The following is a 19,495-nucleotide window of genomic DNA, read 5'->3' on the forward strand; positions in this document are numbered from 1 at the left end:
CGACTCGTTCCTCGTGGGCCTCCGGGTGGCCCCTCGCCCTCGTGCCCGTCAGGATTGCTCGTCATCGTGCTCCCCTCTGGGAGACCACGCCCCTCGTGTTCCCCCGCGAGCAGAATCGCAGTTCTGCCCCCGCACGGGGACCCCCACAACTGGGCCTTCCGTTCCACGCCGTCGTCGGGTGGCTTCCGCAGGAGACCGGTCAGTCGCGCCGGTGCTTGCCGAGCGAGGCGGTCGGCGCCGCCATCGGGTGGTTCCGGAACCAGCGGAGCAGCTCGCGCGGCTTGCTCCGGTCGGCGCTGGCGTCCCCACCACCGAGGAAGTCGCTGAACCCCTCGGGCGGCTCGACCTGGTCGCCGCGGTCGAACGCCATCGTCCAATCCGGGAACCGACGGGTGTGGATGGACTCCTCGACCAGCAGCCGGACCTCGTCGTGCCGCGGGTCGCCGACGATGCGGCTGTACGTCGCCATCACCGCGTCGTGCGGCCCCTCGAGGAGCTGCATGAAGCGTCCGGCCCGGTGCACGAGCAGCCCGGTCAGCCCGTCCTGGGTGTTCCGGACGCGGGAGTACTCGAGCACCTCTTCGAGCGCCTCGGCGTCGAACGGCTGGGTGGCCGAGCTCATGTAGACGAGTGACTGCAGCATGATGACTCATCCTCCCGTCTCCGGGGGCCCCGCGTGCTCCCCAGAACGGGGCTGATCGTCGGAGGGGCCTGGCACGATGTCCCTGTGCCAGCCGTCCCGATGATCGATGCCGTCGACGTCATCCGCTTCGTCGGACCGCAGACGTTCGGACGCGCCCGCGACGTCGTGCGCGCCGGCCTGGTCGAGGACGCCACCTGGACCGACGAGGACGGCTCGATCACCGCGACCGTGGGCGGCAGCGCGGACGACCCGTACGAGGTCCGTGTCGAGACGACGATCGCCCGCGGCGAGTTCGTCCGCCCGGTCCGCAGCCGCTGCACCTGCCCCCTCGGCGGCGAGTGCAAGCACGTCGCCGCCGCACTCCTCACCATCAACGCACGTGCCCTGGCCGCGCAGGCCGGCCCGCGCACGCAGGCGCCCACGGCGCCGACCCCGGACTGGAGGCGCGACCTCGCCCGCCTCGCCGGTGACGACGACGACGCGGTCGGGTCCGCAGGCCGACCTGCGCCGGGCGGGATGGGCCTCCAGTTCGAGCTGCGCGACGCCGTGCCGGCACGGCTCGCCGGCCGGGCGCGTGCCGCCGGTCGACCGATGCCGGTCGCCTCGCGCGCGGTGCGGCTCGGGGTGCGTCCGGTCAGCCGGAGCGCCGCGGGCAACTGGGTGCGTGGGCAGCTGACGTGGGGCGCGCTCCCCTACTCGATGAACCGGCTCGGTCTCGAACCCGAGCAGCACGGGTGGTTCATGCAGTTCGCCGCGCTGCACCGCGCCGGTGCCCTGGCCGGACTGCCGGGCGAGAGCGACTGGATCCACCTCGACGACTTCCGCAGTCCGCTCCTCTGGCCGTTGCTCCGGCAGGCGGGGCCGCTCGGCATCGCGTTCGTGACGGGCAAGCGCGAGGGCGGGGTGGACCTCGGCGTCGACGCGCGGGTGCTGCTCGACGCGACCCGGACGGCCGAGGGGCTCGTGATCGGCGCCAGCGCGGTGCTCGACGGTCGCCCCGTCGCCGAGGGTGCCGCCCGTGTCGTCGGTGACCACGGCGTCTACGCGTTCCGCGAGTCACCCGAGTTCCACGTCGCTCTCGCCCCCACCCCAGCACCCGTGCCGGAGGACCAGCGCCGGATGCTCGTCGACGCCGCGCGGATCACCGTGCCGACGGACGAGGTCGACGAGTTCCTGGCGGACTGGTCGCCGCGCCTCCGCGGCTCGCTCGGGCTGGTGAGCTCCGACGGGTCGCTGGAACTGCCGGAGCGCACACCGCCGGAACTCGTGCTCTCGGTGACGTTCGAGCCGGCCCGGGCGCCGCGGACGGACGACCGGGCGCACCTGCAGTGGCGCTGGACCGTCGACGGGCGGAAGGACCCGGTGTCGCTGCACGGGCCGCTGCCTGACCTGTCGGGTGTGCGGGCCGCCGACGACGACCACGTCCCGGGGCCGGGTGGCGGACTCGACTGGTTCGCGGACGGCACGATCGACGGTGCCGACGTGGCCGTGCTCGCGAACGAGCTGCTGCCCGCGCTGCCTGCGGCCGGCGTCCGCGTGGTCGTGCAGGGCGAGCGCGTCGACTACGAGCGGTTGAGCGGCCGACCCCACATCCGGGTGACCACGATGCCGTCCGACAAGCACGACTGGTTCGACCTCGGGATCATCGTCAGCGTGAACGGCAAGGAGATCCCGTTCACGCCGCTGCTCCGGGCGCTCGCCAAACGGGACCGGCGGCTCAAGCTCGTCGACAACTCGTACCTGTCGTTGGCCGACCCCGCGTTCGACCGCCTCAAGGAGATCATCGAGGAGGCCCGCGAGCTCGAGGAGTGGGAGCCCGACCAGCCCCTCACCGTCACGCCGTACCGGGCAGCGCTGTGGGCGGAGTTCGACCAGCTCGCCGACGAGACCGAGCACGACGAGCGGTGGCAGGAGATCGCCGGACGGCTGCTCGACGCGACGGCGCCCACGGACCTCGCCGTCCCCGAGACCGTGCACGCCGAACTCCGCCCGTACCAACGCGACGGGTACGCGTGGCTGTCGTTCCTGGTCGAGCACGGGGTCGGCGGGGTGCTCGCCGACGACATGGGGCTCGGCAAGACCCTGCAGGTGCTGACGATGATCGCCGAGCGTCGGGCAGCGGCACCGGACGCGCCGCCGTTCCTCGTCGTCGCGCCGACCTCGGTGGTCGGGAATTGGGCGGACGAGGCCGCGAAGTTCGTGCCGTCCCTGCGGGTGACGACCGTCGCGGCGACCTCGCTCAAGGACCCGGCGCGGGTCGCCCGGTCGGCCGCCGCGTCGGACGTCGTCGTGACCTCGTACGCGCTGCTCCGTCTCGACGCACCGGCGTACCTCGACCTGACGTGGTCGGCGCTGCTCCTCGACGAGGCGCAGTTCGTGAAGAACCCGCAGTCGCAGACGCACCGGGTCGCCGCCGAGGTCCGTGCGCCGGTGAAGATCGCCGTGACGGGGACGCCGCTCGAGAACGGGCTCGCGGACCTCTGGGCGCTGTTCTCGATCGTCACGCCCGGGCTGCTGTCCTCGTGGACGCGGTTCGGCGACGACTACGTGAAGCCCCTCGCCTCGCCCGAGCTCCAGGGCGCTGCGCGCAAGGAACTGACCGACCGGCTCCGGCGGCGCATCCGGCCGCTCATGCTCCGGCGGACGAAGGAGAGCGTCGCCGCCGACCTGCCCGAGAAGGTCGAACAGGTCGTCCGCGTCACGCTCGACCCCGCCCACCGCGAGCTGTACGAGACGACGCTGAACCGGGAGCGGCTCAAGGTGCTCGACCTGGTCGACGACCTCGACCGCAACCGGATGATCGTCTTCCGGTCGCTCACCCTGCTCCGGATGCTCGCGCTCTCCCCCGCCCTGGTCTCCGGCGACCACGACGACGTCCCGAGCGCGAAGCTCGACCTGCTGCTGGACGAACTCGAACAGCTCGCGGCCGAGGGGCGACGAGCCCTGGTGTTCAGTCAGTTCACGTCGTTCCTGCGGATGGTGTCCGACGCGCTCGACGCCCGCGGCGTCGCGTACGAGTACCTCGACGGCTCCACCCGCCGCCGCGGAGCCGTCATCGACCGCTTCCGCGACGGCACCGCGCCCGCGTTCCTGATCTCGCTCAAGGCCGGTGGCTTCGGCCTGACCCTGACCGAAGCGGACACCGTCTTCGTGCTCGACCCGTGGTGGAACCCCGCTGCCGAGAACCAGGCCGTCGACCGGACCCACCGCATCGGACAGACGCGGTCGGTCACCGTGGAACGGCTCATCGCCGAGGACACCATCGAGGAGAAGGTGCTCGCGCTGGCCCAGCGGAAGGCGCAGCTGTTCGCCACCATGATCGACGACGACGCGCTCTTCGCCGAGGGGCTCAGCGCGGACGACATCCGCTCGTTGCTGTCCTGACCGGGAGGCGCGGCACCGGTCCGGTACGGCGGCTCGGGCCGGCTCGGGGTCGGGCTGGTCGGCCGTGGTGTGTCCCGCGCCGCGCCGCGCGGCGCGGGACACGCGCGGCTGCGAGACACGCCCGTCTGCGCGAGACGCCGCAGACCTCCCGGGACGCCGCCGGATCCGGCGGCGTCTCACGTGGTCGGCGGCGTCTCGGCAGCGCGGCGGCGTCTCGCCGCGGCCTATCAGTTGCTCAGGGCGTCGATCCGCGCGATCTCGTCCGGCGTCAGCTCGAGGGTCGCGCCCGCGGCGTTCGAGCGGATGCGGTCCGGGTTGGACGACTTCGGGATGACGACGAACTGGTGCGCGACGTGCCACGCGACGATCACCTGGGCAGCGTCGGCGTCGTGCGCCTGCGCGATGTCCACGAGGGTCGGGTCCTGCAGGTTGCTCGCCTTGAAGGGGCTGTAGCCCTCCAGGACGACCCCGCGGTCGCGCAGGCCGTCGGCCACGGCACGGTCGAACTCCACCGGGCTCCAGCGGATCTGGTTCACGGCCGGCGTGGCACCGGTGGCGTCGATGAGCTCGTCGATCTGGTCGAGCGAGTAGTTGCTCACGCCGATCGCCTTCGTCAGGCCGGTCTGCTGCGCCTCCACGAGCTGCTGCCAGACGTCGGGGCGTGCCTCGCCGTTCGGCGGCCAGTGCACGAGCCACAGGTCGAGGTGGTCGAGGCCGAGCTGGTCGAGGCTCTCCTCGATGGTCTGTCGGACGCGGTCGGCGTTGTCCGGCGGCAGCTTCGTCGTGACGAAGAGGTCCTCGCGGGCCAGGCCGGACTCGGCGATCGCCTTCCCGACCCCGCGCTGGTTGCGGTAGCCGGTCGCGGTGTCGATGTGGCGGTAGCCGGCCTCGAGGGCGGCGGCGACCGCGGCGGGAGCGTCAGGCTCCTCGATCTGCCAGGTGCCGAAGCCGAGGAGCGGCATCGATCCCCCGGTGACGGGTACGGACGGTCGTGCGTAGTCGGTCATGGTCCCTTGCTACGCGCGCAGTCCATGACCGGTCCCAGGTGTGCGGAGCGGCGAGCAGAGAGGTGTCGGGGGCTTCCGCCAAGATCGACGGGTCCCCCGAGCACCACCAGGAGCACCACCGAGCATGACGTCCCGCCGACGCCGCAGCCGCACCACCGTCCAGTCCTCGATCGTCACGCTCGTCGTCGCCGTGGGCGTCTGGGCGCTCCTGTCCTCCGGGGTCCTCTCCGCAGGCGCCGCTGCCGATGCCGACGCGGGCGCAGACTCGGCCCCGGGCGCCGGACCGACCACGAGCATCACGGACAGCACACCGGCCACCGGCACGGCACCGAGCGACGAGCCGACCATCGAGACCACGTCCGTCCCCGCAGCCAGCCTCGGGGAGCCGAGCCGCGCCTCCCGGCCGACCGGGACCGCCGCCGCCGCCGGTGGGACCAGGACCGACGCAGTCGCCGCCCGCGCCCTCCTGGCGACGCTGCCCGTCAAGGGCCGGAGCCCGTCGACCGGCTACGACCGCGAGGCCGACTTCGGCACCGCCTGGCTCGACGTCGACCACAACGGCTGCGACACCCGGAACGACGTCCTGGCCCGCGACCTGACGCACGTCGTCCGGCAGGGGCCGTGCAGGGTTCTGTCGGGCGACCTCGTCTCCCCCTACACCGGCGCCGCGATCGCGTTCGTGCGCGGCAACACGACCTCGACCCTCGTGCAGATCGACCACGTCGTCGCGCTCGAGAACGCCTGGCGGACCGGGGCCCAGCGGCTGAGCCAGGCCCAGCGGGAGGCGCTGGCGAACGACCCGGAGAACCTGTTCGCCGTCGACGGTCGGTCGAACGCGCAGAAGCGGTCGGCCGACGCCGCGACCTGGCTGCCCGCGGCGAAGGGGTTCCGCTGCGAGTACGTCGCCCACCAGATCACGGTGAAGGCGACCTACCGGCTGTGGGTCGTCCCGGCCGAGCGCGACGCGATGGAGCGGGTCCTCAGCACCTGCTGAGCAGGAGCCGCCCGCACGTCGCGCCAGGCCACCTCGGCCCGCGCCACACCGCTCGCAGTCAGACGACACCTGTAGCGTAAGTCGCGTCCGGCGGGCGTTCCGTCGGACCGGACTCGCCGCCCGGTGCCGCGACGCAGCGCACCGCCCCCGGACCCCGAGCCCTTCACCGTCGAAGACCGCAGGAGGCCTCCATGACCGACACCAGCTCCACCAGCACCCGCTTCACCGACCGCGTCGTCCTCATCACCGGCGGCGGCTCCGGCCTCGGCCGCGCGACCGCCGTCCGGCTCGCCGCCGAAGGAGCGAAGCTCGCCCTGGTCGACGTGTCCGAGCCGGGCCTCGAGGGGACGAAGACCGCCGTGCTCGAGACGACGCCCGACGCCGAGGTGCTGACCACCGTCGCCGACGTGTCCGACGAGGCGCAGGTCGAGGCGTACGTCGCCGCCACCCGCGAGCGCTTCGGCCGCATCGACGGGTTCTTCAACAACGCCGGCATCGAGGGCAAGCAGAACCTCACCGAGTCGTTCACCGCCGCCGAGTTCGACAAGGTCGTCGCGATCAACCTGCGCGGTGTGTTCCTCGGGCTCGAGAAGGTCCTCGCCGTCATGCGCGAGCAGGGCTCCGGCATGGTCGTGAACACCGCGAGCGTCGGCGGCATCCGCGGCGTCGGCAACCAGTCCGGCTACGCGGCCGCCAAGCACGGCGTCGTCGGACTCACCCGCAACTCCGCCGTCGAGTACGGCCGCTTCGGCATCCGCATCAACGCGATCGCCCCGGGCGCCATCTGGACGCCGATGGTCGAGAACTCGATGAAGCAGATCGACGCGGAGAACCCCCGCCGGGCCGCCGAGGACTTCATCCAGGGCAACCCCACGAAGCGCTACGGCGAGGCCCCGGAGATCGCCGCGGTCGTCGCGTTCCTGCTCTCCGAGGACGCCTCGTACGTCAACGCCGCGGTCGTCCCGATCGACGGTGGCCAGTCGGCCGCGTACTGACCGTCCCGGCGAGCGGGCCCGTCCCGCTCGCCACGGGCCGGGTCCTCGCCACGGCCCAGTCCTCGCGACAGCCCGGTCCTCGCGACGGCCCGGTCCTCGCGACGGCCCGGTCCTCGGCCTGGAGGCGCGCCCCGCCACGACCGGCCGTCCCGCCGTGGCAGCATGGCCGGTGACACGACCGTGGAGGGGAACGCGATGAGCGCGAACGGAACGACCGGCTCGGCCTTCGGCCCGGGTGCCGAGGATGCGGTGCCGAACGACGCCGGTGAACTGCGACGTCGCATGAGCGAGTCAGCCGAGGGCTTCCTCGGCAGCGCCGCCTGGGTGCCGTGGAAGACCGACGGCGCCGACGGCGACCCCGAGGACGGCAGCGTCGCGCACGTCGTCATCCGCGACCGCCAGTTCGTGCCGGTCTTCACCGACCCGTCGGAGCTGCGGACGAGCCTCCCGGGCCTCGAGGCCCGCGCGACCCCGATGGCCGAACTCGTCAGCGCCCTGCCCGAGGAGTTCGGGATCGTCGTCGACCCGACCAGCGCCCAGGCCGCGAACTTCCTGCAGGCCGACGTGATCGCCGGGCTGCGCGAGGGCATGCACCGCGGCGTCCCGACCGACGACGACGCCCCGTCGGACTCCGACCCGGCCTGATGTCCGAGTCGCTCACGCTGCCGGAAGCGTTGGCGCTCCTGCTCCTCGACCCCGGCGGCCGACTGCTCGCCACCGGGCAGGCGTTCGACGCCGGGTTGGCCGGAGCGGCGCTCGGTGACCTCGCCCTCCGCGGACAGGTCTCGCTCGAGCGGAAGCGGGTCGTCGTCGCCAAGGCACCGCCCACGGGGAACCCGGCGATCGACGGCTTCGTGCACTTCCTCGAGGCCGCGCCGTCGCCGCGACGTCCCACCAGCTGGGTCTCGCGCCTGGGCAACCGGGGGCTCCGCGACGCCGTCCTCGGCGGCCTCGTCCACCGCGGGGTCCTCGCTCGTGAGGAGCGGCGCGTCCTCGGCATCTTCCCCTCGGTGCGGTGGCCCGAGCGTGACGGCGGTCCCGAGAAGGCCCTGCGCGCCGAGCTCTGGGCGGTCCTGCAGGGCCAGGCGGTGCCGACCCCGTTCACGACCGCGCTCATCGGGCTCCTGCAGGCGACCCGGTCGCTGCGGACGCAGTTCGGCCCGCAGGACCGGGCGCGGGTGCGGTGGATCACCCAGGGTGACTGGATCGCGGAGGCGGTGCGGTTCGTGATCCGGCAGGCCGAGTCCTCCGTTGGCGGCATCGACGGAGCGGACGGCGGCGGTGGCGGGGACGGCGGCGGCGGTGGGGACGGCGGCAGCAGCTGACAGCGACGACGCCTCACTCTGCACCGTCGGTGCAGCCCCGGCGGGTGGGCAGGAGGACCGACTCCCCGAGCAGGACATCCGGCTGCCCGGCGCCATCCGAACCGCACCAGAACTGGGGCTGCGCCGACCTGGGGGGTCCGGTCCAAACTGGTCCGGCTCGTACGGTGAACTGGGGGAAGCGACGATGCCACTAGGTGGTCCGGGGCCGCGTGACTGGTCCCCGTCAGAGGATCGAGCACGCGGTGGGCGCTCAGTGCCGCCGATCGCGACGATGACGTTGGCACCCGCTCCGACTCGAGCGCGGACGCGCCCCGCTGCGTTCGCCTGGTTGTCGATGCTCCTGGGCGGCGGCAGCGTCGCGCTCGCACTGGTCGAGCCGCAGCACGAAGGGGTCTCGACCGGTTTCGTTGCCTCGACCATCGGCGTGACGGCGATCGTCGTCGGGACCCATGCCGTCCGTCTCGCGCGGTGGGGCTCACCGACGGTCAGGGCGTTCGGCCGAGGTGGTGCGCTCCTCGGCGGGATCGGGTCGGCGCTCATGGCCTACGCGGTACTCGCCTTCGGGCTGAGCACGACCGGCATCGTCCTCCCGCCGCTCTCGCTTGCCATCGAGCACACCGAGCGAACGCTCACCCTGCCCGAGGCCGAGCGGCAACCCGCAGCGGTCGAAGCGGATGCACCCGCGGCGGTCGCGGGCGAGGGCGGGCCCGCCGAGGTCGGGCAGTCGACCGCCGAAGCGCCGCCGGCCGCGGTGACCGTGCCGGCAGCGCCCTTGCCGCCGCTGACGGCCGCTGAGGAGCGGTCCGCGCTCATGCAGACGGTCGGCACACTGTCCTTCGTGCTCCGACAGCGGTTCGAGGCCGGACCCTTCCCTCCGGCCCTCGTCGTCGAGTCCGCCCCACAGCACCGGATCACGCTCGCAGACGGCTCACCGCTCGTCGCCCTGCCCCCGGGCGCTCAGGTGACCTACTCGGTGTCAGCCGATGCGGCCTCGTGGTCCGTGTCCGTCGTCGGTGCACAGTTCGGCGCGACGGCGACCTACGACTCACGGACCGGTGTCGTCGAGGCGCACTGACGTCGCCACCGATGATCTCGGACGGATCCGCCACCGGTTCAGTGCTGCGTGGGCCTCAGCCCCGCGGTCCCACCAACTCGATGAACCGCGACAGCAGCGCCAGCCCCGGGATCGACGGCGGCAGCGCCGTCGTCAGCGCCGGCGAGTGCACCAGGTACGCCGCCCACTTCGCCCGCGACAGCGCGACGTTCAGCCGGTTCGGCATGAGCAGGAAGTCGAGCCCGCGCGGGATGTCCGCCGCCGAGGACGCGGCCAGCGAGGTGATCGACACCACCGCCTCCCGGCCCTGGAACAGGTCGACCGTCCCGACCTGCGTGCCGCGGAAGCCCGCCCGGTCGAGCGCCTCCCGGACGACCGCGCCCTGCGCGTTGTAGGGCGCGACGACGATCACGTCCTCGTCGGTCAGCTGTCGCGTACCCTGCTCGTCCGTCCAGGTCCGGCCGACGACGTCCGCGACGAGGGCGACGACCTGCGCCGCTTCCTCCGGTGACGAGGTCGTGTTGCCCGCGTGCAGCACCGGCACCGGGTGGACGCCGGCGTCGATGCCGTCGAGGTGCCGCCCGGACACCATCGACGCGAGCTGCCCGTCGTAGGACAGCCCGGAGACCGCGGCGGTCAGGGCCGTCTCCATCCGCCGGGTCTTCGCCAGGAAGTACCCGAACTCCGGCGGCAGCACGTGCTCCCCGTCCGCGAGCCAACCGAGCGCGGACTGGTCGACCGGCTCGGGGTGCGACCCCTGCGACACCTGCGGGAGCTGCTGCGGGTCACCGAGCAACAGCAGGCGTGTGGCGGCGACGGCGGAGGCGATCGTCGGCGCGAGCGAGAACTGCCCCGCCTCGTCGACGACGAGCAGGTCCAGGGAGCGCCGGCCGGTCGTCGACTCGTTCGCGAAGGTCCACGCCGTCCCGCCGACGACTCCCCCGGTGCCGGTGTCGGCGCAGGACTGCAGGAACGCCGCGATCGCAGCGCCGTTCTTCACGGGCGTCCACTGCGCCGCCTCGATCTCCTCGGCGTCGGCACCGCTCTTCGGCTGCTTCACGACCCGCTCCGCCGGCACACCGGCGGCGATGACGGCGTCGAGAAAGTTCTCGCTCGTCGCGTGCGACTGCCCGACCACGCCGACACGCCACCCGTGCTCACGCACGAGCTTCGCGACGACGTTCGACCCGACGTACGTCTTGCCGGTGCCGGGAGGCCCCTGGATCGCCAGGTACGACCGGTCCAGTCCCAGCAGGGTCGCCACCACGGCGCTCACCGTGTCGTCGCCGACGACGGGCGCGAGGGGCCCGCGCGGCGGCACCCGCCGGAGGAGGTCGAGCGCCGGGTCGGGCAGCATCTCGGGCAGCGCGTCGAGCACCTCGGCACCCCACTCGGCGATCGCCTCGGGCTGCGGCTTCGCCCGGGGCGGCGACGACGGTGCGAGGGCGACCGGGAAGTCCGTGTGCGGTTCTCCCCCGCCGACCGGCATGCGTTCCAGGAGCAGCACCTCGGTGACATCGCCGTTGTCCCACACCTCGAGGATGACCGCACGGTCCGTCGCACCCTTGGAACCGGGGCCCGGGGCGGCGATCGACGCCGGGAGTGGGTCGTCGTAGACGAGGTGGGGCGAGCCTCCCGGCCGGAGCCGCGAGCCCGGGGCGAGCGTCCCCGACACCCGGATCTCTCGTGACAGCGAGCGGGCGCGCGGCAGCGTCGCCCAGTCGCGCTCGACGGAGGCGCGTTCGACGACCAGGACGTCACGCGTGTCCGCCCACTCGTCGACCGGGTTGCGGAGGCGGTCGAAGTGGTCCTGCCAGAAGGTCTTCGCCTCGCGGCGGTGGTAGTCGATCGCCGCCGCGGCGAGCGCCAGCGCGGTCTGGTCAGGCGTGCGGTCGAGGGCGTCGACGTCGCCGAGGTACTCGGTGAGCGCGACGGTCACCGGGTTCGGCTCGCGCTCGACCGGGATGGGCGGGAGGCCCTCGAGCTCGGTCGTGGTGGTGGCGTCCGGCGCGTGTTCGGCGCGGAGGCCGAGCAGCCAGTCGCGGAGGCGCAGCGTCGACCGGCAGTCGTAGGCGTTGTAGTCGGCGACCTGGTCGAGCTGCCGCTGCCCCTCGGCGGGGTCGCCGCTGCGGAGCTCCTCGATCGCGTCGACGTAGGCGGTGATGCTGTCAGCCGCGTTCGTCACGTCGCTCAGGCGCAGGTCGTCGCCCATGTACAGCGGCTCGAGCTTCTTGATCGAGTAGCTGCGGCTGCCGACCACCAGGGCCTTCCGCACGATCGGGTACAGGTCGACCAGGACGCCGGCGCGCAGGAGGTCGTCCACCGCGTCCTCCCCCACCCCGTGCCGGGCGGCGAGGGACAGCAGATGTGTCCGCTCGTACGCGGCGTAGTGGTAGATGTGCATGTCCGGGTACCGCTCGCGGCGGTCGGCGATGAACGCGAGGAAGTCTTCGAGGGCTCGTCGCTCATCGCGGATGGTGTGCGCCCAGAACGCGCGGAACTCGGCCTGGTCGTCGACGAGGCCGAACAGGTAGTCGAGGCCCCAGTGCACGCCGTCCTCGGTGTGGAGCGGGTCGCCCTCGAAGTCGAAGAAGACGTCGCCCGGGTTGGGGGCGGGGATCGCGTCGAGTGCCCGCGGGTCCATGACGTCGAAGGCCGGCCCTCCGTTCGGGCTGGCAGCGTTGCTGCGGTTGACTGCGCGCTCCGTTTCGATCTGGAGGCTCGCCTGCCGCACCAGACGATCCAGCGTCGTCTTCGACATGGTCGCCACCGGCGCGGTCCGGACCGCCAGGTCGTCGATCGACCGGACCCCCTGCCGGATCAGCTTCGTCCGCTGGTCGAGGCGCATGCCGGCGACGAGGACCAGATCCCGGTGTCGCTGCACCTCCTGCTGGCACGCGGAGCACCGGCCACAGCTCGAGTAGCGCGGGTCACCCCACTGCATCGGTTCGTCGGCAGCCAAGCGCTCGGCGATCACCCGGATCAGCTCGGCCCGCTGGGTGCGGTACACCGGCACGATGTCGGCCAGCTCGTGTGTGGTCGTCGTCCGGTCGCCGAGGACCAGGTGCACCTGCTGCCCGGTCGGGATGTCGTTCGCCCGCATCTGCTCGGCGTAGGCGGCGAGCTGCAGCAGAGCGCTGATCTTGGCGTGCCGCGCGAGCTTGGTGTCGTACACCTCGTACTCACCGCGGGCGTTGCGGATGATGAAGTCAGCGAAGCCGATGAAGCCCGTGCCGTCCGCGGACGCGGGGACGTGGAACGTCGGTTGGAACAGGACGTCCGCGCCGTCCCGCATCGCTCTGAGGGCTTGCTCGGCCGCTTCGGCGTACTGCGGCGGAGCCGGGCGGTCGAACTCCACCACGTCGTGGGTCTGCTTGAGGATCTCGAGGTAGTCGAGTTCGTGCTGGTCCCCCAGGCGTGCCGTCCGGTCGAGCATGTCGTCGTGCTCGTCCGGCAGGGGCTCCCCGCGACCGAGCTTGACGTCCAGGCGGCGGAGGACCGCCCACTCGCAGGTCGCCCACGTGGTGAGGTCGCTGGGGCTGAGCATGGCTCGGCCGTCCTCGGTGATCTGCACTGCGCTCCTTGCCGTCCGTGTCGTCGCTGCCCTGGAACTCTAGGGGCGACCACCGACCGGTGCTGGTGGGCCATCGCGTTCCCCGATCGGCGAGGCCGGAGCCGGACGGAGCAGCCCGGCCGCCACCGCGACGACCGGGCTGCGGGTGCTCAGTACGTCTGTCGGACGGAGTTCACCGAGAGTCGGAGTTCGGGAGCGTACGACGTCCCGTTGATCTTCGAGATCGTCCAGTGGTACCGGTCGGACCGGGTCATCACACCCCAGTCGCTCTTGCCGCAACGGTTGGTCTTCGAGCCCTTGCTCTGGTCCGGCAGCAGACCGCGCTCGTCGTAGAGCGTCACGGTCGCGGAGGCGAACCCCGACGCGTTCCCGGAGACACGGCAGCCACTGAACGTCGTCGTCGTGCTCGTCCGCACCCACGGCCGTCCCCCTGCCGCGTTCGGTCGAGCCCGGCACGGCGATGCTAGTGTTCGCTGACATTTCAATGCAAGGAACCGCCACGCATGAGCATCACCCTAGACGAACTGTCCTTCGCGCACCCGCGCAGACCCCCGCTCCTGAACGCCCTCTCGCTCGAGATCCCCAAGGGCAGGTCCGTCCTGCTCGGGCCGAACGGTGCCGGGAAGTCGACCCTCCTCGCGCTGATCGCCGATGCGCTGCGCCCCCGCAGCGGCACGATCTCCGTCGGTCCGGCAGGCTCGGCGTCGACGAAGGGCAACCGTCGACGCTTCCGTCGCGCGGTCAGTTGGCTGCCACAGCACACCGCCGCGATGCCCAGGCTGACCGTCCGGGAACAGGTCGCCTACAGCGGCTGGCTGAAGGGCCTCTCCCGGGCCGACGCCTGGGAGCGCAGCGAAGGAGCCCTCGCGGCCGCTGATCTCGGGGCACGGAGCGACCAACGAGCGGCCACCCTGTCCGGCGGGCAGATGCGACGCCTCGGCGTCGCGAGCGCGCTCGTTTCCGGAGCCTCCTGGCTCCTGCTCGACGAGCCGACCGCGGGGCTGGATCCTGCCCAACGCAATCGGTTCGCCCAGGTCGTGCAGGGCCTCCCGGATGACGTCTCGGTCCTGATCTCCACTCACCAAACCGACGACGTCGTGGCGACCATCGACCACGTGACGGTCCTGGTCGACGGGCGGGTGCCGTTCGCCGGTACGGTCGCTGACTTCACGCGCCCCTTCGACGGCCGGGAGCCGGCGGCTGCGGTCATCGCGGCCTACACGCAGTTCGCGGACGAGGAGGACTGATGCGTCCGCTCGTCCCCTGGCGGAGCCGAGCCGCGGTGTGGGTGACCCCGCCAGGGCTGGCCGGAGTGGTCGGCTACACCGCGCAGTTCGGGTCCGAGACGACGGTCGTCGGGTACTGGCCCGCCGCGACGGCAGCCGGCGCGATCTACCTCATCTTCTCGTGCGCGGTCGCGGCGGTCGCCGGCGCGTGGGAGGGACGGCGTTACCGATCACTGCTGAGCGGCGTCAGGACCAGTGGGCGGCCGGTGTCCGCGGTCCTCGTGCAGTTGCTTTGGTTGCCGATGGCCGCCGGCGTCCTCCTGCAACTGTTCGGCGTCGCGATCGCGAGCGCGCACTCCCGGGGCTCGCCGGGAGGCCCGTCCCCCGTCGTCCTGCTGGCGTACGTCGGCATCGTCTTCTTCCACACCTGCCTCGGCTTCGTGTGCGGCCGCTGGCTCCCGCCGGTCGCCGGCCTGCCGGTCGCACTCCTCGTCTCGTACTGCTGGTTGGGCTTCACCTGGGCCGTCGACTCCTTCCCGCTCCGGTACCTGGCCGGGCTCACCATGTCGGACTGCTGCTCGGTCGAGACCGCGCTCGACGTCCGCGCACCCGCCATCGCGCTGTTCTTCAGCGTGGTCGGTGGTGCTGCGCTGCTCGTCGTCGCCGTGAGCGACCGCGCCACCGGCAGTGTCGCTCGTCGGGACGGGCTCCTGATCGGGAGCGCGCTCATGGTCACGACCACGGTGCTGTCGTTGCTGGCGGGGTCGGGGCTCGGAGCCAGTCCGATCGTCGAACGGCCAAAGTCCGAAGCCAACTGCTCCGGGACACGGCCCACGATCTGCCTGTTCCCCGAGCAGGTGCTGCGTTCCGATCCCGAGCGGGTGATCCGTTCCGCAGCGCGCAACCTCGAAGCGGCCGGGCTGTCACTCCCCGCGACGATCCGGACGAGCAACGAGCCGTCGACGTCCTCGACGTTGAACATGGTCGTGCAGGTCCACATGTCCGAGGCCGATCTCGTGCACAGCATCACGACCGCGCTGCTGCCCGACACCATCGCCAGCTACTGCGGATCCGAGCGGGACTACGACCAGCGGCTCGAGGACGCCGCGGTCGTCGACCGGTGGCTGATCGACGTCGCCTCCGTCGGGATCGTCGACCCGCGCGATGTCGAACCCGCCGTCGAGATGCAGAACCCGAGCACGCTCGCCGCCCTCGAACGCGCTCCGATGGAGGAGCAGGTGCGCTGGATCACGCAGACCTCGGACCGGTTGACCGACTGTTCGGCCCGATCGATCCCGGTGCCGTCAGCATGAGGTGGTGGCTGCGCGTCCACCGGATGACGTTCGTGGTCGTCTCCGTCGTCGTGCTCACCCTGCTGTCCATCGGGTCGGGGTCGCTCTCGCTGCTGTTCCCGGCACTGGGCGGCACAACGCCGTTCGCGTCGATTCCCGTGGCCGCGGTCCTGCCGTTGGTCCTCGCGATCATCACGTTGACGTGTCTCGATCGAGCGTCTGCGCCAGCGGCAGTCCGGCGGACGGACCTGCTCGAACTCGGCGCCATCGCGCTCGTCCTGGTAGTCGTCGTCGCGGTGTCGGGCATCGCACTGGCGGCTGGTGCCGAGGGCTCTGCAGCGCTGGCGACGGTCCGCAACACCGGCACGTTCCTCGGCCTCGCACTCGTCGCTCGGGAGTGGCTCGGCGCACGGCACCAGTCCGTCCCGGGCGTGGTGTACCTGTTCCTCGCGGCGCTGTTCGGTCGGGAAACTCCGGGGCACCCCGCTGCGTGGGCGGGCGTGGTGACGACGAGCAGGGAGCCGGAGTACTCGGTGTTCACGCTGGTGGTCGTCATCGCGGCGGTGGTCGTCAGCGTGCGGAGGGTCGCCGGGCGTCGGTGAGCGGCCGGTGCCCGGCGAGAGTGCCGTCACGAGGGCAGGAGCACCGCGGGGACCACGGGGACTGACGTTCGAGCGCGGCGCCGATCGGCTCGTCTCCTCCTAGTGTTGGAGCAATGGACGAGTACCAGGGAGTCGCGCGCCGGACATGGCGTCGGACAGCCGTCATCGTCGCCGTCGGTCTGATCGTGGGCGGGGTCTTCGGATGGCTGGTGAGCCACGGAGAGTCACCATCGACCACGGTGCTCACGACGACAGGTTTCGCGTTCTCGCTGGGCGGCATCGCCGGAGCCTTCTCCGTCATGGCGACGAGCTTCCGCATCGCGATGAAGATGCAGGCGCCGATGCAGGGCCTCCCTCGTCCTGAGCGGCAGATGATCGGGCGAGCCATCAAGACGGGCGTCCCGGTCGAACCGGCGGGCTCCGAGCTCGGCTGGCGCGCGTTCGACCAAGCGCGGTTGATGGCGGTCTACCAGCCGCTGGCGCTCGGCCAGTTCCTGCTGCTCTACCTCGGGATCATCGGGCCGCAGTTGCCGCTGCTGATCCGCGACGACGGGTTGTCCGTCTGGATCGGCCGCGTTCTCTGCTCACTGCTCGTCGTAGCGGCGGTGGTGGTGACGCCGATGCTCCTGCGGAGCTCCCGGCGAGCCCGGCGGTACGTCGAGGTCGCGTCGGTGTCAGGTTGACCAAGCGATCGCGGCACTTTGGCGGCGGGAGTTCTTCGCCAACGGCAGCGTGACGCCCGCGACGGAGCGATCCTGACCGCTGAGGGCCGCCGGGTCATGGGCGCCCGGGAGCACGACGACCCGGTCATGACCGCACAACGCGTCGAACACGCACTCGACGGGTGGCCGTCGTCGCGGAGCGGAGCACTGCCGACCTCCGCCCGGTACGGTGTTCGTCGGAGGGGGAACGATGAGCAACATCAACACCTGGGGTGGAACCGCCACGAAGGCCGCTGCAAAGCCGCAATTCATCGTGCGGCGGTCATGGATCAGTTCGACGCTGATCCTGTGGCTCGGACTCGGAGCATTCGGGGTTGGTGTCCTCGGCGCGATCCTGCAGTCGAGCATCGCGCCGGACTCTGACGGCGCGGTGTTCGCGATGCTCATCGGCGCCAGCATCGTGGCCCTGCCCCTCGGCCTGATCCTCAACCGCAGCCGCATCACGGTCTACGACGAGCGGTACGACGTCCGGCCCGGGCTGGGCCGCAAGCGTCGCCGTGATGTGAACGACCTGGACAAGCTCCGCTTCGGCCGCCAGTCGAGCCGCAACGGCACGGTCTACATCAACCTCACCGGTTGGAACGAGCAGCAGAAGAAGCAGTTCCGGATCTACACGACCCATCGCGGGTATGCCGAGTTCACAGCGTGGCTCGCGCAGCATCGCCCCGAGCAGTGGGCGAAGTGCGAGGCGCTCGGCGTTCCCGACTCGGACTGACCGCGCTCGTGTCAATCAGATCGGAATGAGCCAGGGCTCGACCCGGATCAGATCGCACCAGCCCGTCCCCAGGACGTCACGAATCTCATTCGACGGAACCGGAAGCAGCGTCCCGACGAAGGCGTCCAGCCCTGACCCCGGTACTTCGCTGACTCGCACTTCGTACGGGAGCCAGGACTCCGGCACTCGATCCAGGGAGTCGAACAGCCCGTCGATGTCGGAGGATCGCCTGCGCTCGACGGCGGCAAGAGGCGCTGCCCAACCAGCATCGCGGATCACCCGCCCGATCCTCCCGTGATCAGGGAAGGTGTCCGGCACTTCGATCTCGACCAAGCGGCGATGGTCGGCAGCCACGGCGGCCATGTCGGTATCGATCTCTGCCCACCAGCGTTGCGGATCGGCGGACGGTTGCCACCGGTCCACACCACCAGTCGGCTCCGCCACGATGACGCCGCCCCGGCGTACGAAGAACGCTTCGGCGCGCATCAGCACCACACGATCACACCCACTGCTCTCGGTACGTGTACAGCCACCAGCGACCGCAGGGCTTCCGGCACGAGATCGCCTTGACGTCACGGTAGTGCTTCATGATGGTGCGCCCGCGAGCGAGGCACGTCGCCTGCGAGGAGTAGTTGGTCCCGTCCCAGCGCTGCCAGACGTAGGACCACCGGTCGATCGTGATTTCGTCGCTCGCCGCGGCGCTGACCTGCGACGGGGCTGGGGCCGCTTGAGCTTCGCCTGCTGACCCGGCCACAGGCACGCCCACGGTCATCGAACCGACGGCAAGGGTGAGTGCGAGACGGAAAGGAAGGTCGCGTTTCTTCATGTTGCTCTTCATGCCTTGAACCTGCCGCAAACCGACTACTGATGTATCAACATCACGTAACGTATTCGTTTCCAACAGTTCATGACGCCAGCGAGGTGAACGGCATCGATCGACACCACCGTCGTCACGGGACTCAACACCCTCGCTCCCAGCGCGAGCGCGACGTAGGGTCCAGACATGACCGTCGCCGGCTCCCTCGCGATCGTCGCCGGCGTCCTCGCCATCGCGACGGTCATCGGCCTGCTGCTGCGCAGCCGGACCGGGCGAGCACGCGTGGCCACTTCCCGGGCCAGCGACGCGACGACGGTGGCCGATCTTGCCAGCCGGGAGGCTTTCGGCACCGCCGCCACGCTCCTCCAGTTCTCGACGCCCACGTGTGCGCGCTGCCCCGCCACGGCGCGGCAGCTCGACGCGGTCGCCGCGTCGAGGTCGACGAAGGCAGAGGGTCCGGACCGCGTCCGACGAATCGAGATCGACCTTGCCGAACGGCCGGACCTCGCCCGCCGCTTTGACGTGATGCAGACCCCGACCGTGCTCCTCGTGGACGGCGAACACACCGTCCGAGCCCGCTTCGGCGGACCACCCCGCCAGCCCGAACTCGTCGCCGCGCTCGACGCCGTCCTGACCGAGGAGCACTCGTGACCACCTCTCCCGCACCGTCCCGAGGGATCGATCCCCGTTCGCCGCGCTTCGGCGCCGCGATCACAGCGGTCCTGCTCGCGCTCGACATCGTCCTCACCCTCAACGGGAGCACTCGGACGATCGGCATCGTGCTGCTCGCCGTCCTCGCCGCGCTCTTCGCCTGGGGAGGCTTCGCCGGCATCGCTCGCCACCCGTACGGCGCGGTGTTCCGCCGCCTGGTGCGCCCGCGGCTCGGCGCGCCCGCCGAACTCGAGGCCCCCGAGCCCCCGACCTTCGCCCAGCGGGTCGGCCTCGTCGTCACCGGCGTCGCACTTGTCCTCGCGCTCTTCGGCGTCCCCTACGCCGCACCGGTCGGCGCTGCCGTCGCCCTGGTCGCCGCGTTCCTCAACGCGGCGTTCGACGTCTGCATCGGGTGCCTGATGTACGTCTGGCTGGTGCGGGTCGGGGTCTTCCGCGGCCGCAGCAGCATCGCGTAGCACCGAGGTCGGCGCCGG

Annotated in this window: 19 protein-coding genes; 13 read left to right on the top strand and 6 right to left on the bottom strand. The window is 71.6% G+C overall.

The genetic code is table 11. The features are described from left to right. Positions 1-199: 199 nt before the first annotated feature. Positions 200-643 (bottom strand): BLUF domain-containing protein, encoded by a 444-nt coding sequence (locus KM842_RS07120; protein ID WP_253206295.1) that lies wholly within the window; start codon positions 641-643, stop codon positions 200-202. An 84-nt stretch (positions 644-727) separates the two neighbouring features. Here KM842_RS07120 and KM842_RS07125 point away from each other — a divergent pair, with 84 nt between their 5' ends. Continuing rightward, a complete protein-coding gene (locus tag KM842_RS07125) occupies positions 728-4,027 on the top strand; it encodes a DEAD/DEAH box helicase (protein WP_216261756.1) in 3,300 nt (1,099 codons plus the stop codon). A 227-nt stretch (positions 4,028-4,254) separates the two neighbouring features. Here KM842_RS07125 and KM842_RS07130 read toward each other — a convergent pair whose 3' ends face one another. Next, positions 4,255-5,034: an aldo/keto reductase gene (locus KM842_RS07130; RefSeq protein WP_216261757.1), complete on the bottom strand. Its 780-nt coding sequence runs from the start codon at positions 5,032-5,034 to the stop codon at positions 4,255-4,257. Positions 5,035-5,158: 124 nt separating this feature from the next. On the opposite strand from KM842_RS07130, the gene KM842_RS07135 reads away from it, so the two are divergent. From KM842_RS07135 to KM842_RS07155, 5 genes are all read left to right on the top strand, one after another. Next, positions 5,159-6,028, top strand: a complete 870-nt coding sequence (locus KM842_RS07135; protein WP_216261758.1) for an HNH endonuclease family protein — start codon at positions 5,159-5,161, stop codon at positions 6,026-6,028. Between the two features lie 191 nt (positions 6,029-6,219). Then, the gene (locus tag KM842_RS07140) at positions 6,220-7,023 is read left to right on the top strand and encodes an SDR family oxidoreductase (protein ID WP_216261759.1); all 804 of its coding nucleotides are present in this window, start codon (positions 6,220-6,222) and stop codon (positions 7,021-7,023) included. A 195-nt stretch (positions 7,024-7,218) separates the two neighbouring features. Next, positions 7,219-7,668 (top strand): SseB family protein, encoded by a 450-nt coding sequence (locus KM842_RS07145; RefSeq protein ID WP_216261760.1) that lies wholly within the window; start codon positions 7,219-7,221, stop codon positions 7,666-7,668. Beyond that, positions 7,668-8,348: a GOLPH3/VPS74 family protein gene (locus tag KM842_RS07150; protein ID WP_216261761.1), complete on the top strand. Its 681-nt coding sequence runs from the start codon at positions 7,668-7,670 to the stop codon at positions 8,346-8,348. Before KM842_RS07145 ends, KM842_RS07150 begins: the two co-directional genes overlap by 1 nt. A gap of 271 nt (positions 8,349-8,619) precedes the next feature. After that, positions 8,620-9,423 carry a hypothetical protein gene (locus KM842_RS07155; protein ID WP_216261762.1) on the top strand — a complete coding sequence of 268 codons (804 nt, stop codon included), beginning with the start codon at positions 8,620-8,622 and terminating at the stop codon, positions 9,421-9,423. Positions 9,424-9,478: 55 nt separating this feature from the next. Here the strand turns inward: KM842_RS07155 and KM842_RS07160 are convergent, their stop codons facing one another. Both KM842_RS07160 and KM842_RS07165 read right to left on the bottom strand, forming a co-directional pair. Next, complete coding sequence (locus KM842_RS07160) at positions 9,479-12,976, bottom strand: TM0106 family RecB-like putative nuclease (RefSeq protein WP_367397716.1); 3,498 nt, start codon at positions 12,974-12,976, stop codon at positions 9,479-9,481. A 149-nt stretch (positions 12,977-13,125) separates the two neighbouring features. Continuing rightward, on the bottom strand, positions 13,126-13,317 hold the full coding sequence (locus KM842_RS07165) for a hypothetical protein (RefSeq protein ID WP_216261763.1): 192 nt from the start codon (positions 13,315-13,317) through the stop codon (positions 13,126-13,128). Between the two features lie 162 nt (positions 13,318-13,479). Between KM842_RS07165 and KM842_RS07170 the strand changes: the two genes are divergently transcribed. The 5 genes from KM842_RS07170 to KM842_RS07190 all read left to right on the top strand — a co-directional run bounded on the left by KM842_RS07170 (position 13,480) and on the right by KM842_RS07190 (position 17,533). Beyond that, positions 13,480-14,223 carry an ATP-binding cassette domain-containing protein gene (locus tag KM842_RS07170; RefSeq protein ID WP_216261764.1) on the top strand — a complete coding sequence of 248 codons (744 nt, stop codon included), beginning with the start codon at positions 13,480-13,482 and terminating at the stop codon, positions 14,221-14,223. Beyond that, positions 14,223-15,515 (top strand): DUF7224 domain-containing protein, encoded by a 1,293-nt coding sequence (locus KM842_RS07175; protein ID WP_216261765.1) that lies wholly within the window; start codon positions 14,223-14,225, stop codon positions 15,513-15,515. The genes KM842_RS07170 and KM842_RS07175 overlap by 1 nt, the downstream gene beginning before the upstream one ends. A 23-nt stretch (positions 15,516-15,538) precedes the next feature. After that, on the top strand, positions 15,539-16,096 hold the full coding sequence (locus tag KM842_RS07180; protein ID WP_216261766.1) for a hypothetical protein: 558 nt from the start codon (positions 15,539-15,541) through the stop codon (positions 16,094-16,096). A gap of 239 nt (positions 16,097-16,335) precedes the next feature. Then, entirely contained in the window at positions 16,336-16,779 is a 444-nt protein-coding gene (locus tag KM842_RS07185) for a hypothetical protein (RefSeq protein ID WP_216261767.1), read from the top strand. 229 nt (positions 16,780-17,008) lie between these two features. Continuing rightward, positions 17,009-17,533 (top strand): hypothetical protein, encoded by a 525-nt coding sequence (locus tag KM842_RS07190; protein WP_216261768.1) that lies wholly within the window; start codon positions 17,009-17,011, stop codon positions 17,531-17,533. Between the two features lie 15 nt (positions 17,534-17,548). Here the strand turns inward: KM842_RS07190 and KM842_RS07195 are convergent, their stop codons facing one another. Together KM842_RS07195 and KM842_RS07200 are read right to left on the bottom strand one after the other, a co-directional pair. Then, positions 17,549-18,025, bottom strand: a complete 477-nt coding sequence (locus KM842_RS07195; RefSeq protein WP_216261769.1) for a hypothetical protein — start codon at positions 18,023-18,025, stop codon at positions 17,549-17,551. Between the two features lie 7 nt (positions 18,026-18,032). Beyond that, positions 18,033-18,371, bottom strand: coding sequence for a hypothetical protein (locus KM842_RS07200; protein ID WP_216261770.1), 339 nt, complete (start codon positions 18,369-18,371; stop codon positions 18,033-18,035). A gap of 165 nt (positions 18,372-18,536) precedes the next feature. Between KM842_RS07200 and KM842_RS07205 the strand changes: the two genes are divergently transcribed. Together KM842_RS07205 and KM842_RS07210 are read left to right on the top strand one after the other, a co-directional pair. Beyond that, entirely contained in the window at positions 18,537-19,001 is a 465-nt protein-coding gene (locus KM842_RS07205) for a TlpA family protein disulfide reductase (protein ID WP_216261771.1), read from the top strand. Then, on the top strand, positions 18,998-19,477 hold the full coding sequence (locus KM842_RS07210; protein ID WP_216261772.1) for a DUF4395 domain-containing protein: 480 nt from the start codon (positions 18,998-19,000) through the stop codon (positions 19,475-19,477). The genes KM842_RS07205 and KM842_RS07210 overlap by 4 nt, the downstream gene beginning before the upstream one ends. Positions 19,478-19,495 lie beyond the last annotated feature (18 nt).

The sequence above is a fragment of the Curtobacterium sp. L6-1 genome, from assembly GCF_018885305.1.
Lineage (GTDB): Bacteria > Actinomycetota > Actinomycetes > Actinomycetales > Microbacteriaceae > Curtobacterium > Curtobacterium aetherium.

Coding starts and splice junctions, on each gene's coding strand:
- KM842_RS07145 (WP_216261760.1), top strand. CDS start 7,219: ATGAGCGCGAACGGAACGACCGGCTCGGCCTTCGGCCCGGGTGCCGAG.
- KM842_RS07135 (WP_216261758.1), top strand. CDS start 5,159: ATGACGTCCCGCCGACGCCGCAGCCGCACCACCGTCCAGTCCTCGATC.
- KM842_RS07170 (WP_216261764.1), top strand. CDS start 13,480: ATGAGCATCACCCTAGACGAACTGTCCTTCGCGCACCCGCGCAGACCC.
- KM842_RS07150 (WP_216261761.1), top strand. CDS start 7,668: ATGTCCGAGTCGCTCACGCTGCCGGAAGCGTTGGCGCTCCTGCTCCTC.
- KM842_RS07205 (WP_216261771.1), top strand. CDS start 18,537: ATGACCGTCGCCGGCTCCCTCGCGATCGTCGCCGGCGTCCTCGCCATC.
- KM842_RS07190 (WP_216261768.1), top strand. CDS start 17,009: ATGAGCAACATCAACACCTGGGGTGGAACCGCCACGAAGGCCGCTGCA.
- KM842_RS07155 (WP_216261762.1), top strand. CDS start 8,620: ATGACGTTGGCACCCGCTCCGACTCGAGCGCGGACGCGCCCCGCTGCG.
- KM842_RS07130 (WP_216261757.1), bottom strand. CDS start 5,034: ATGACCGACTACGCACGACCGTCCGTACCCGTCACCGGGGGATCGATG.
- KM842_RS07120 (WP_253206295.1), bottom strand. CDS start 643: ATGCTGCAGTCACTCGTCTACATGAGCTCGGCCACCCAGCCGTTCGAC.
- KM842_RS07140 (WP_216261759.1), top strand. CDS start 6,220: ATGACCGACACCAGCTCCACCAGCACCCGCTTCACCGACCGCGTCGTC.
- KM842_RS07175 (WP_216261765.1), top strand. CDS start 14,223: ATGCGTCCGCTCGTCCCCTGGCGGAGCCGAGCCGCGGTGTGGGTGACC.
- KM842_RS07180 (WP_216261766.1), top strand. CDS start 15,539: ATGACGTTCGTGGTCGTCTCCGTCGTCGTGCTCACCCTGCTGTCCATC.
- KM842_RS07200 (WP_216261770.1), bottom strand. CDS start 18,371: ATGAAGAGCAACATGAAGAAACGCGACCTTCCTTTCCGTCTCGCACTC.